Below are 12,596 nucleotides of genomic sequence, written 5' to 3' on the forward strand. Positions count from 1 at the left end.
CAAGCGCCGAGAATCGACGCTCTCCTGTTCCCTCTATTGATGAGTGGTGATGACCATGCAGCATCCTGTGCGTACCGAACTCTGGGCCATCCTGCGGCTGTCGGGGCCGTTGATTGCTTCACAGTTGGCGCACATGTTGATGGTGCTGACCGACACTTTGATGATGGCGCGTATCAGCCCCGAAGCGCTGGCCGGCGGCGGCTTGGGCGCGGCAACTTATTCGTTCGTGTCGATTTTCTGCATCGGCGTGATTGCCGCGGTCGGCACCCTGGTGGCGATCCGTAAGGGCGCCGGCGACATCATTGGCGCCGCCCGCCTGACCCAAGCGGGATTGTGGCTGGCATGGCTGATGGCGCTGGGCGCAGGCTTGCTGCTGTGGAACCTGAAACCGGTGTTGCTGCTGTTCGGCCAGACCGAAACCAACGTCACCGCTGCCGGGCAATTTCTGATCGCCCTGCCCTTCGCCCTGCCCGGCTATCTGAGCTTCATGGCCCTGCGCGGTTTCACCAGTGCGATTGGCCGGGCGACGCCAGTGATGGTGATCAGCCTTGCTGGCACGGTGACCAACTTCCTGCTCAATTACGCGCTGATAACCGGCATGTTCGGCCTGCCGAAACTGGGTTTGATGGGCATCGGGCTGGTGACGGCGATCGTCGCCAACTGCATGGCGCTCGCGTTGGCCTGGCACATTCGCCGGCATCGCGCATATGACGCGTATCCGTTGCGCGCCGGCCTGTCGCGGCCGAACCGGCAATACCTCAAGGAACTCTGGCGCCTCGGTCTGCCGATTGGTGGCACTTACGCGGTGGAAGTCGGGTTGTTCGCCTTCGCGGCGTTGTGCATGGGCACCATGGGCAGCACGCAAATGGGCGCGCACCAGATTGCCCTGCAGATCGTTTCGGTGGCATTCATGGTGCCGGCGGGTATGTCGTACGCGATCACCATGCGTGTCGGCCAACATTACGGCGCCGGTCAGTTGCTGGATGCACGCATGTCCGGGCGGGTCGGTATCGCGTTCGGCGCGGTAGTGATGCTGGGGTTTGCGATGGTGTTCTGGCTGCTGCCGAATCAACTGGTCGGGTTGTTTCTCGATCACAACGATCCGGCTTTTGCCGAAGTGATCCGGCTCGCGGTCAGTCTGTTGGCAGTGGCGGCGTGGTTCGAGTTGTTCGACGGTACACAGACGATTGCCATGGGCTGCATCCGTGGGCTCAAGGATGCCAAAACCACGTTTCTGGTGGGGCTCGGTTGCTATTGGCTGATCGGCGCGCCGGCGGCGTGGTGGATGGCGTTCCACCTGAACTGGGGACCGACGGGCGTCTGGTGGGGCTTGGCGTTGGGGCTGGCGTTTGCGGCGGTGAGCCTGACGCTGGCGTTTGAATGGAAGATGAAGCGGATGATTCGGCGTGAGCCTGCATCCTCACGTCACTACACGGTCGCGCAGCCTGACTGAGATCCCTTGTAGGAGTGAGCCTTTGTGGCGAGGGGATTTATCCCCGATGGGTGGCGAAGTCGCCCCAACACCGGTAGCTGGGGTTTATCAGATGTACCCAGTGCTAAGGTTTTGCGACTGCTTCGCAGCCGCTCGGGGATAAATCCCCTCGCCACAATGTTGTTCCAAATTGAGTTATGGCGTTAGCTCACGACTTCCAGTGCTGGGTGCTGACTCGATCCGAAGGTCAGGTACTCCACCAGCTCCGCCAACGGCAGCGGCTTGCTGATCAGGTACCCCTGCACCTGATCGCAACCAAAGCCACGCAGCAGTTCCAGCTGTTCCGGGGTTTCCACCCCTTCAGCCACTACTTCCAGATGCAGGTTGTGCGCGAGGTTGATCATCGCGTGCACCAGTTTGCGGTTCTCTTCGCGCTGTTCCATGCCACCGACAAAGCTCTTGTCGATCTTCAGCAAAGTGATCGGCAGGCTGTTGAGGTGTACGAATGACGAGAATCCGGTGCCGAAATCATCCAGAGAAAAACGCACGCCGAGGCGGCCGAGGGCGTCCATGGTCTGCTTGACCAGATCACTGCGGCGCATGACAGCGGTTTCGGTCAATTCGAACTCCAGCCACTGCGCCTCGACGCCACGCTCGGCAATCAACCGACTGAGGGTCGGCAGCAACTGGCTGTCTTGAAACTGGCGGAATGACAGGTTGATCGCCATGTGCAGCGCCGGCAGCCCGCGCTCACGCAAAGCCTGCATATCGCGCAGGGCCCGGGAAATCACCCAGTAACCCAGCGGTACGATCAGACCGCTCTGCTCGGCCAGCGGCACGAACTCGCTAGGCGGCAGCAGCCCGCGTTCGCCATGGCGCCAGCGCACCAAGGCTTCGAGGCCGACAATCTGGCCGTCTTCGAGATTCAGCCGTGGCTGGTAATGCAGTTCCAGTTCATCGCGACGCAAGGCCCGGCGCAGTTCGCTTTCGAGGTCGGCCATGCTCCGCGCGTTGCGGTTGATGCGTTCGTTGAAGATATGAAAAGTGCAGCCCTGGGTGCTTTTCGCCTGCTGCATGGCGATATGCGCGTGCCACATCAGCGGATCGGCGCCACCCTGTGCGCGGGCATGGGCGATGCCGAGACTGGAGCCGATCAGCAGGCTTTCGCCATCGACCCAGTAAGGTTCGGCCAAGGCTTCGGTAATCCGTTCGGCCATCCACTCAGCGCGTTGCGGTGCGCGGCGAGTGTCGATCAGCAGGGCAAATTCGTCGCTGCCCAGCCGCGCCAGTTGATCACCGGCCTCGAGCTGGCTTTTCAGCCGTGCGACGACTTGCAGAATCAAGCGGTCGCCAGCCTGATGACCGAGGGCGTCGTTAGCATGGCGGAAGTTATCGAGATCAAGATGCCCGAGCGCAAGGCCACGGCCGTCGTTTTCCGCGAGGCGCGCCGCCAGCAAGGTCTGGAAACCCTGGCGGTTGGCGATGCCGGTCAGCGGATCCTGTTCGGCAAGGCGTTGCAGGGTATTTTCCAGCACGCCGCGCTCACGCACATGGCGCAGGCAACGGCGGAGCATATCGGCGTCGAGGGCGTCGAACACCAGCCAGTCGCTGACGCCAACGGGCGCGGTGGCCGGCTCGTGATCCAGCAGCAACACCGTCGGCAAACTGCAGCGGCCCGGGGCCGGTTGCAAGGCGGGAAGGGTCAACAGCACCGCGTGGCGGTTGTCTTCGAACAAACTGCTGACCGACTCCCAGCTCGGCGCGCTGATCAGCACCGCCGCGCTCCCCATCGGAGCCAGACACTTGCGCAATAACGCTGTCCACGCTGGCTCTTCGGCCAGTAGCAGCAAACGCAAGGGTTCGACAGGCGTAGACAAGCTAGCTCCCTAGACTCTGCAATGATGTGGGCGGGGCATTATGCCGTTGCGATGTTCAATGACAACGATTATCAGAACGTTATCTTGTGTCACGAATGAGAACATTAGCCGCAAAATCTCCACGCATCCTGCGTGAAAGTAACAAAACCGGCAAATTTGAATCGCGTGGTGCGTCACAAGTCGGACAGAGCAGCACAAATCGCTCAGCCTGTTAAAATGCCGGCCCATTTCGTCAACGACTCCCGAATTTTCGTATGTCCCGACTCAATCCCCGGCAGCAAGAAGCCGTGAACTACGTCGGCGGCCCTCTATTGGTGCTCGCCGGTGCTGGCTCCGGCAAGACCAGCGTGATCACGCGCAAAATCGCGCACCTGATCCAGAACTGTGGCATCCGCGCCCAGTACATCGTCGCCATGACCTTCACCAACAAGGCCGCGCGCGAGATGAAGGAACGGGTCGGCACCCTGCTGCGTGCCGGCGAAGGTCGCGGCCTGACGGTCTGTACCTTCCACAACCTGGGCCTGAACATCATCCGCAAGGAACACGCGCGGCTGGGCTACAAACCCGGTTTCTCGATCTTTGACGAGACGGATGTCAAGGCGCTGATGACCGACATCATGCAGAAGGAATACGCGGGCGACGACGGCGTCGACGAGATCAAGAACATGATCGGCGCCTGGAAAAACGACCTGATCCTGCCGCCGCAGGCACTGGAAAACGCGCGTAACCCGAAAGAGCAGACCGCCGCCATCGTCTACACCCACTATCAGCGCACGCTCAAGGCGTTCAACGCAGTGGACTTCGACGACCTGATCCTGTTGCCGGTAAAACTCTTCGAAGAGCACGCCGACATCCTCGAAAAGTGGCAGAACAAGGTTCGCTATCTGCTTGTCGACGAATACCAGGACACCAACGCCAGCCAATACCTGCTGGTGAAGATGCTCATCGGCAAGCGCAACCAGTTCACCGTGGTGGGCGACGACGACCAGTCGATCTACGCCTGGCGCGGCGCGCGGCCGGAAAACCTGATGCTGCTCAAGGACGACTATCCGTCCCTGAAAGTGGTGATGCTCGAGCAGAACTACCGCTCCACCAGCCGCATTCTGCGTTGCGCCAACGTGCTGATCTCGAACAATCCGCACGAATTCGAAAAGCAGCTGTGGAGTGAGATGGGCCACGGTGACGAGATCCGCGTGATCCGCTGCCGCAACGAGGACGCCGAAGCCGAGCGCGTGGCCATGGAAATTCTCAGCCTGCACTTGCGCACCGACCGGCCGTACAGCGATTTTGCGATCCTCTATCGCGGTAACTACCAGGCCAAACTGATCGAGCTGAAGTTGCAGCATCACCAGGTGCCGTATCGCCTGAGCGGCGGTAACAGCTTCTTCGGCCGCCAGGAAGTAAAAGACCTGATGGCCTACTTCCGTCTGATCGTGAACCCGGACGACGACAACGCCTTCCTGCGGGTGATCAACGTGCCGCGCCGCGAGATCGGCTCGACCACTTTGGAAAAACTCGGCAACTACGCCACCGAACGCAAGATCTCGATGTACGCCGCCACCGACGAAATCGGTCTGGGCGAGCATCTGGACAGCCGCTTCACCGATCGCCTGTCGCGCTTCAAGCGCTTCATGGACAAGGTGCGCGAGCAGTGCGCCGGCGAAGACCCGATCTCGGCGCTGCGCAGCATGGTCATGGACATCGACTACGAGAACTGGCTGCGCACCAACAGCTCCAGCGACAAGGCTGCCGACTACCGGATGAGCAACGTCTGGTTCCTGATCGAGGCGTTGAAAAACACCCTCGAAAAGGACGAAGAAGGCGAAATGACCGTCGAGGACGCCATTGGCAAACTGGTCCTGCGCGACATGCTGGAACGTCAGCAGGAAGAAGAGGACGGCGCCGAAGGCGTGCAGATGATGACGCTGCATGCGTCCAAGGGTCTGGAATTCCCTTACGTGTTCATCATGGGCATGGAAGAAGAAATCCTCCCGCACCGTTCCAGCATCGAAGCCGACACCATCGAAGAAGAGCGCCGCCTGGCCTACGTGGGCATTACCCGCGCACGTCAGACCCTGGCCTTCACCTTCGCCGCCAAGCGCAAGCAGTACGGCGAGATCATCGATTGCGCGCCAAGCCGCTTCCTCGATGAGCTGCCGCCGGACGATCTGGCGTGGGAAGGCAACGACGACACACCGACCGAAGTCAAAGCCGTGCGCGGCAACAACGCATTGGCCGATATACGCGCGATGTTAAAGCGCTAGAATTGACCACTTTTTACTAGACCTTCGGCGCACAAGGCGCCAAATGAGGACAGCTTCATGGAAGCATTGCACCAGAAAATCCGCGAACAAGGCATCGTGCTTTCCGACCAGGTCCTGAAGGTCGACGCCTTCCTGAACCACCAGATCGACCCGGCCCTGATGAAGCTGATCGGCGACGAATTCGCCACGCTGTTCAAGGATTCGGGCATCACCAAGATCGTCACCATCGAAGCCTCGGGCATTGCCCCGGCGATCATGACCGGTCTGAACCTCGGCGTGCCGGTGATCTTCGCCCGCAAGCAACAGTCCCTGACCCTGACCGAAAACCTGCTGTCGGCGACCGTTTATTCGTTCACCAAAAAGACCGAAAGCACCGTGGCCATTTCCCCGCGTCACCTGACCAGCAGCGACCGCGTGCTGATCATCGATGACTTTTTGGCCAACGGTAAGGCGTCCCAGGCGCTGATCTCGATCATCAAGCAGGCTGGCGCCACCGTCGCCGGCCTGGGCATTGTGATCGAGAAGTCGTTCCAGGGCGGCCGTGCCGAGCTGGATTCGCAGGGTTACCGCGTTGAGTCGCTGGCGCGCGTGAAATCGCTGAAGGATGGCGTGGTTACCTTCATCGAGTAACCCCACCCCGCAGACCACCTGTAGGAGCTGTCGAGTGAAACGAGGCTGCGATCTTTTGATCTGATTTTTAGAATCAACATCAAAAGATCGCAGCGTGCCGCAGCTCCTACAGGTTTGCGGTAGACCGTTATTGCGCGGTGGCCTTCAGGCCGGAGAGTAGCAGCCGCTGGAACAGGTCTTCCTTAAGACCTTCCGGGTTGGTCAGTTGCATCCGCTCCAGATGCTCGGGATACAACGAAGCCTGCGGTGCATCGAGCGCAGCCTTGCCCAACTCGAGAATCTCGGTCAGCTTGAATTTGCTCTTCAGCCAGTTCAGCGCCCGCAACAGATCCCTTTCAATCGCGGTGAAATCACAGCCCAGCGGATATTCCGGAAACAGGTTCGGATGCCGCGCAGCAATCGCCTGCAAGCGTTGCGGCGTGTTCTCGGCAAAACGCGGATCGAGGCGGAAATCCTTCGGCAGTTTGCCGACCTTCTGCGCCTGCTCGATCAGCCCCGGCTGGAAGCGTGAGTCGCTGATATTCAACAATGCCTCGATCACCGCCGCGTCGGTTTTGCCGCGCAGATCGGCAATGCCGTACTCGGTGACAACGATATCGCGCAGGTGCCGGGGGATGGTGCAGTGGCCGTATTCCCAAACGATATTCGAGCTGACGTCGCCGCCGGACTCGCGCCAACTGCGCAGAATCAGAACCGAACGGGCACCGTGCAGCGCATGGCCCTGGGCAACAAAGTTGTACTGCCCGCCGACGCCGCTGAGCACCCGCCCGTCTTCCAGTTGGTCCGCCACGCCTGCGCCAAGCAGGGTCATGGTGAACACGGTGTTGATGAACCGCGCATCAAGGCGCTGCAAGCGCTTCAACTCTTCCTGACCGTACAGCTCGTTGATATAGCTGATGCGGGTCATGTTGAATTCGAGGCGTTTGTCCTGCGGCAACTCGCGCAAGCGCTCGTAAAAGCTGCGCGGGCCGAGGAAGAAACCGCCGTGCACCGAGATGCCGTCAGTCTGCGCCGCCTCGTCGAGGGTGCCCGCGTTGGCCTGCTCCTGGGTCGGCACATCCGGATAGACCTTGCGCCGGATAATTCCCGCGTCCGCCAGCACCAGCAGGCCGTTGACGAACATTTCGCTGCAACCGTACAGGCCTTTGGCGAACGGCGCGGTGCCGCCCTCGCGCTCGATCAATTGCGCCCACTGGCTGAGGTTCACGTCGGCGAGTAACGCTTGATACCCGGCGTTATCGGCCTGGCGGGCCAGCAATGCGGCGGTCAGCGCATCGCCCATCGAGCCGATACCGATCTGCAACGTGCCGCCGTCGCGCACCAGGGTGCTGGCGTGCAGACCGATGAAATGATCCTGAAACCCCACCGGCATGTTTGGCGTGGAAAACAGCGTGCTGCTGTCCTTTTCGTCGATCAGCAGGTCGAACGTGTCGATATCGACCTCGGCGTCGCCGGGCATGTACGGCAGATCGCTGTGTACCTGGCCGACCAGCAGAATGGTCTCCCCGGCGTCGCGGCGCTTGGCGATCATCGGCAACAGGTCGAGGGTGATGTCCGGGTTGCAACTCAGGCTCAGACGGTCGGGATGCTCGCTGCTGCTGGCGAGCAGTTGCGCCACAAGGTTCAGGCCGGCGGCGTTGATGTCGCGGGCGGCGTGGCTGTAATTGCTGCTGACGTAATCCTGCTGGGCCGGCGCACTGTTGAGCAGGCTACCGGGCTGCATGAAGAACTGCTGGATTCGGATGTTGGCGGGCAGGGTGTCGCGTTGCAGGTCGGCGAGGAAATCGAACTCCGGGTAATCGCCGAAGATGCGCTCCACGAAAGGCTCGATAAAGCGTTTCTGCAAACCGTCGCCAAGATTCGGCCGGCCAAGGCACAGGGCGGTGTAGACCGTCAGTTGCCGCTCGGGCAGCTCTTTGACTCGCCGGTACAGCGCGTTGACGAAGTGGTTGGGTTTGCCCAACCCCAGCGGCAAGCCCATGTGGATATGCACCGGCAACCGCGCGAGCACGTCGTCCACTGCCTGTTCGATCGAACACAACTGCACCATCTGAAGCCTCCCGCCCGTTCCGTGAATAGAGGTAGACCGAGCTTGCCTCGACTTTGCTGCAATGAACAGCCTGCGGTCTGAATTGGTGTCGTTTGCGATATGGGGTTTATGCCTTCAGGAGAGGGCCGGGCGGGCAGCGTTCCGATGAGGGACTCTTGAACTGCGGGCACAAAAAAACCGTCCGAAGACGGTTTTTTTTCGTCAGAAGCGCGCCTTATTTCAGGCCAGACATCTTCTCGATTGCGCCTTTCAGATCGGCGTCGGTGCAATCGGCACAGGTGCCTTTAGGGGGCATGGCGTTGATGCCGGTGATGGCCTTGGCCAAGATGCCGTCGAGGCCGCCTTGGTGATCAGCGCGTTCTTTCCAGGCGGCAGTGTCACCGATTTTCGGCGCGCCTAAAAGGCCGGAGCCATGGCAAGCGTTGCAATGTTTGGCAATGATTGAGTCTGGAGTCTTGGCATCACCACCGCCAGCAGTTGCAGCCACTTCCATCCCCTTGCATTCCTGACCCTGAACGCACACCTGGCCGACCGGCTCCAGGCGTTTGGCAATGTCGTCATTCGTCGCAGCTTGAGCGCTGACAGCCCAGAGGGCCAGTACGGTTGCTGGTGCGGCCAGCATTTTCATAATTAGGTTCACGCGTTCACCCTCAATGGTGGCTATTCACGCCTGCGGCCACGGTTCGCAGGCGGGCGCAAGTATAGCGGGTAGCCCGCCACTCTGAAACAACCCCATAGACAAAGGGGTTATACCGCGCTGTGGAAAAACGGTTCGGATGCCTTCGCCGTTATGGCTTGGCGTCTCTTTGTTTAAAAATTTGCCGGTGTTGCTGCGCTGATTAGTCGCGCCGGTGTATCGAACGGATTCCGGAAACGATGCGGCTTGGTACTTTCAAAATAGTAGCTATCGCCAGCTTCGAGAATAAAAGTTTCAAGGCCCACCACCAATTCCAGACGACCTTCCACCAGGATCCCGGTTTCCTCGCCCTCGTGGGTGAGCATTTCTTCGCCAGTGTCGGCGCCCGGTGGGTAAATTTCGTTGAGGAAGGCGATAGCGCGGCTCGGGTGCGCGCGGCCGACCAGCTTCATGGTCACGGCGCCGTCGGAAATGTCGATCAGCTCGTTGGCCTTGTAGACGATCTGGGTCGGTATTTCCTGGAGTATTTCTTCGGAAAAGAACTCGACCATGGACATGGGAATCCCGCCAAGAACCTTCCTCAGCGAACTGATCGAAGGGCTGACGCTGTTCTTTTCGATCATCGAAATGGTGCTGTTGGTGACGCCCGCGCGCTTGGCGAGTTCACGCTGGGAAAGCCCTTTGAGCTTGCGGATCGATTGCAGTCGTTCACCGACGTCCAAGGCGGGAGCCTCCTGATGTTGTAAGAAGATTGAGCGTTATCATGGCGACAGCGTTCAGTATTTACAACACGTGGGCTCCGCAGCGGCCTTAACCCTCGGAATAGAGCCTTGGCACTCGACGCAGGTTGCAGAAGATCTGGTACGGAATGGTGTCCGCCCACTTCGCCACCTCGCTGGCGAGGATATTTTTGCCCCACAGCTCGACAGTCGAACCCAGCCCCGCCTCAGGCACATCGGTGAGGTCGATACACAGCATGTCCATCGACACGCGGCCGATAATGCGGCTGCGTTGGCCGGCCACCAGCACCGGCGTACCGGTCGGTGCCTGACGCGGATAGCCGTCGGCATACCCCATGGCAACCACGCCGATGCGCATCGGCTTGTCGGTGATGAATTTCGCGCCGTAACCCACCGGTTCGCCGGCCGGCAACTCACGCACGCAGATCACTTTCGATTCCAGCGTCATCACCGGTTGCAGGCGCTCGGCCACCGCGTTGGCTTCTTCGAACGGCGTCGCGCCATAGAGCATGATGCCCGGGCGCACCCAGTCGCTGTGGATCTGCGGCCACCCCAGCACGGCCGGCGAGTTGCGCAGGCTGACCTCGGCGGCGAGGCCCTGGCGCGCGGCTTCAAACACTGCGACCTGATCGGCGCTGCTCTGCGCGTGCAATTCATCGGCGCGGGCGAAGTGGCTCATCAGCACGATCTTCGCCACCTTGCCGCTGGCCAGCAGCCGTTGATAGGCCGCCTGGTAATCCTTCGGATGCAAACCGACGCGGTGCATGCCGGAGTCGAGCTTCAGCCACACGGTGATCGGTTTGCTCAGCGCTGCTTGCTCGATCGCTTCGAGCTGCCACAGCGAATGCACCACACACCAGAGATCATGCTCGACAATCAGCGCCAGCTCATCGGCCTCGAAAATCCCTTCAAGCAACAACACCGGGGCACGAATGCCGGCGGCGCGCAGCTCCAAAGCTTCTTCGATGCAAGCGACAGCAAAGCCGTCGGCCTCGGCTTCCAGCGCCTGGGCGCAGCGCACCGCACCATGGCCGTAAGCATCGGCCTTGATCACTGCCAGCGCCTTGGCACCGGTGACTTCGCGGGCAATTCGGTAGTTGTGACGCAGGGCTTGGAGGTCGATCAGGGCACGGGCAGGACGCATGGCGGCAGACTTCTAGGCGGTCATGGGAAGAAAAACCGGCACTGGCTGACGGCGTGAACCGCCAACAGCACCGGGAGAGGGATCTTTACTACGTGTTACGGCAGCGCAGCGACGATAGAGATTTCAACCAGGATGCTCGGCTTGGCCATCTTCGCTTCAACAGTGGCACGGGCCGGGGCGGCGCCTTTGGGCAACCACTGATCCCACACCGAGTTCATCCCGGCGAAGTGCGCCTCGATGTCGTTCAGGTAGATCGTCGCCGAAAGCAAATGCTGTTTGTCAGTCCCGGCCAGATCCAGCAAGCGCTCGATATTGGCGAGCACTTCGCGGGTCTGCTGTTCAATCCCGGCGTCGAAGTCGTCACCGACCTGCCCGGACAGGTACACCGTACCGTTGTGGCTGACGATCTGACTCATGCGCTCATTGGTGAGCTGGCGCTGGATTGCCATGTTTTGCGGACTCCTGTGGCTTGTTGCCGTAACGGGAAATATCGAGGCCTTCGGCGCTGATCTGCGGCTTTTTCTTCGCCATCAGGTCAGCCAGCAAACGACCGGAACCGCACGCCATGGTCCAACCGAGCGTACCGTGGCCGGTGTTGAGGAACAGGTTCTTGAACGGCGTGGCGCCAACGATCGGCGTGCCGTCCGGCGTGGTCGGACGCAGGCCGGTCCAGAAACTCGCCTCGGCCAGATTGCCGCCCTGAGGATAAAGGTCGTTGACGATCATCTCCAGGGTTTCGCGTCGACGCGGATTAAGCGACAGGTCAAAACCGGCGATTTCGGCCATGCCGCCCACGCGGATGCGGTTGTCAAAACGGGTGATCGCAACCTTGTAGGTCTCGTCGAGAATGGTCGACGTCGGAGCCATGTCCGGGTTGGTGATCGGCACGGTCAGCGAGTAACCCTTCAGCGGATACACCGGGGCTTTGATGCCCAGCGGCTTGAGCAGTTGTGGCGAGTAGCTGCCGAGGGCCAGGACGTAGCGGTCGGCGGTTTCCAGCTTGCCGTCGATCCACACGCCGTTGATGCGATCACCGGCGTAATCGAGCTTCTGGATGTCTTGGCCAAAACGGAATTCAACGCCCAGTTTCACCGCCATTTCGGCGAGACGGGTGGTGAAGATCTGGCAGTCGCCGGTCTGGTCGTTCGGCAGGCGCAGGGCACCGGCGAGAATGTCGGTGACGCCAGCCAAGGCTGGCTCGACGCGGGCAATGCCGGCGCGGTCGAGGACTTCAAACGGCACACCGGATTCTTTCAGGACGGCGATGTCCTTGGCGGCGTTATCCAGTTGCGCCTGGGTGCGGAACAACTGCGTGGTACCGAGGCTGCGACCCTCGTAGGCGATGCCGGTTTCGGCGCGCAGTTCGTCGAGGCAGTCGCGGCTGTACTCGGACAGACGCACCATGCGCTCCTTGTTCACCGCGTAACGGTTGGCGGTGCAGTTGCGCAGCATCTGCGCCATCCACAGGTATTGATCGATGTCGGCGGTGGCCTTGATCGCCAGCGGTGCGTGGCGTTGCAGCAGCCACTTGATGGCCTTGAGCGGTACGCCCGGCGCGGCCCACGGCGAGGCATAGCCTGGCGAAACCTGCCCGGCGTTGGCGAAACTGGTCTCCATGGCCGCAGCTGGCTGCCGGTCGACCACCACCACTTCAAACCCGGCACGGGCCAGATAATAAGCACTGGCGGTACCGATGACGCCGCTACCCAAGACCATTACGCGCATTTTGTATCCCTCATCGCGGCGGGGCCGCGTACGTCTGTTGTTAGAGCAATGATGCGCGCAGTGTAAAAAATAAATGCCAGTGCTTTTCACTATATAA

Annotated in this window: 10 protein-coding genes; 3 read left to right on the forward strand and 7 right to left on the reverse strand. The window is 60.7% G+C overall.

The window, feature by feature from the left end:
- The first annotated feature begins 55 nt into the window (after positions 1-55).
- Positions 56-1,453: a NorM family multidrug efflux MATE transporter gene (locus PSH79_RS27095; RefSeq protein ID WP_305440464.1), complete on the forward strand. Its 1,398-nt coding sequence runs from the start codon at positions 56-58 to the stop codon at positions 1,451-1,453.
- Positions 1,454-1,635: 182 nt separating this feature from the next.
- On the opposite strand, the gene PSH79_RS27100 is transcribed toward PSH79_RS27095, so the two are convergent.
- Positions 1,636-3,309, reverse strand: a complete 1,674-nt coding sequence (locus tag PSH79_RS27100; RefSeq protein WP_305440465.1) for a bifunctional diguanylate cyclase/phosphodiesterase — start codon at positions 3,307-3,309, stop codon at positions 1,636-1,638.
- Between the two features lie 254 nt (positions 3,310-3,563).
- Between PSH79_RS27100 and rep the strand changes: the two genes are divergently transcribed.
- Both rep and PSH79_RS27110 read left to right on the forward strand, forming a co-directional pair.
- Entirely contained in the window at positions 3,564-5,573 is a 2,010-nt protein-coding gene (gene rep / locus PSH79_RS27105; RefSeq protein WP_206414469.1) for a DNA helicase Rep, read from the forward strand.
- A 57-nt stretch (positions 5,574-5,630) separates the two neighbouring features.
- Entirely contained in the window at positions 5,631-6,203 is a 573-nt protein-coding gene (locus PSH79_RS27110; RefSeq protein WP_003229440.1) for a xanthine phosphoribosyltransferase, read from the forward strand.
- Positions 6,204-6,330: 127 nt separating this feature from the next.
- Here the strand turns inward: PSH79_RS27110 and PSH79_RS27115 are convergent, their stop codons facing one another.
- The 6 genes from PSH79_RS27115 to dadA form a co-directional block, all read right to left on the reverse strand.
- Positions 6,331-8,253: an acetyl-CoA hydrolase/transferase C-terminal domain-containing protein gene (locus tag PSH79_RS27115; protein WP_305440466.1), complete on the reverse strand. Its 1,923-nt coding sequence runs from the start codon at positions 8,251-8,253 to the stop codon at positions 6,331-6,333.
- A gap of 214 nt (positions 8,254-8,467) precedes the next feature.
- Positions 8,468-8,881 carry a cytochrome c5 family protein gene (locus tag PSH79_RS27120; protein WP_064389547.1) on the reverse strand — a complete coding sequence of 138 codons (414 nt, stop codon included), beginning with the start codon at positions 8,879-8,881 and terminating at the stop codon, positions 8,468-8,470.
- Between the two features lie 182 nt (positions 8,882-9,063).
- On the reverse strand, positions 9,064-9,612 hold the full coding sequence (locus tag PSH79_RS27125) for a cupin domain-containing protein (protein ID WP_305440468.1): 549 nt from the start codon (positions 9,610-9,612) through the stop codon (positions 9,064-9,066).
- An 88-nt stretch (positions 9,613-9,700) separates the two neighbouring features.
- Complete coding sequence (gene alr, locus PSH79_RS27130) at positions 9,701-10,774, reverse strand: alanine racemase (protein ID WP_305440469.1); 1,074 nt, start codon at positions 10,772-10,774, stop codon at positions 9,701-9,703.
- Between the two features lie 95 nt (positions 10,775-10,869).
- Positions 10,870-11,223, reverse strand: a complete 354-nt coding sequence (locus PSH79_RS27135) for a RidA family protein (protein WP_305440470.1) — start codon at positions 11,221-11,223, stop codon at positions 10,870-10,872.
- A complete protein-coding gene (dadA, locus tag PSH79_RS27140) occupies positions 11,195-12,499 on the reverse strand; it encodes a D-amino acid dehydrogenase (RefSeq protein ID WP_305440471.1) in 1,305 nt (434 codons plus the stop codon). The genes PSH79_RS27135 and dadA overlap by 29 nt, the downstream gene beginning before the upstream one ends.
- Positions 12,500-12,596: the final 97 nt, after the last annotated feature.

Source organism: Pseudomonas sp. FP2196 (assembly GCF_030687715.1).
Lineage (GTDB): Bacteria > Pseudomonadota > Gammaproteobacteria > Pseudomonadales > Pseudomonadaceae > Aquipseudomonas.

Coding starts and splice junctions, on each gene's coding strand:
- PSH79_RS27135 (WP_305440470.1), bottom strand. CDS start 11,223: ATGGCAATCCAGCGCCAGCTCACCAATGAGCGCATGAGTCAGATCGTC.
- PSH79_RS27115 (WP_305440466.1), bottom strand. CDS start 8,253: ATGGTGCAGTTGTGTTCGATCGAACAGGCAGTGGACGACGTGCTCGCG.
- PSH79_RS27095 (WP_305440464.1), top strand. CDS start 56: ATGCAGCATCCTGTGCGTACCGAACTCTGGGCCATCCTGCGGCTGTCG.
- PSH79_RS27110 (WP_003229440.1), top strand. CDS start 5,631: ATGGAAGCATTGCACCAGAAAATCCGCGAACAAGGCATCGTGCTTTCC.
- alr (WP_305440469.1), bottom strand. CDS start 10,774: ATGCGTCCTGCCCGTGCCCTGATCGACCTCCAAGCCCTGCGTCACAAC.
- dadA (WP_305440471.1), bottom strand. CDS start 12,499: ATGCGCGTAATGGTCTTGGGTAGCGGCGTCATCGGTACCGCCAGTGCT.
- PSH79_RS27120 (WP_064389547.1), bottom strand. CDS start 8,881: ATGAAAATGCTGGCCGCACCAGCAACCGTACTGGCCCTCTGGGCTGTC.
- rep (WP_206414469.1), top strand. CDS start 3,564: ATGTCCCGACTCAATCCCCGGCAGCAAGAAGCCGTGAACTACGTCGGC.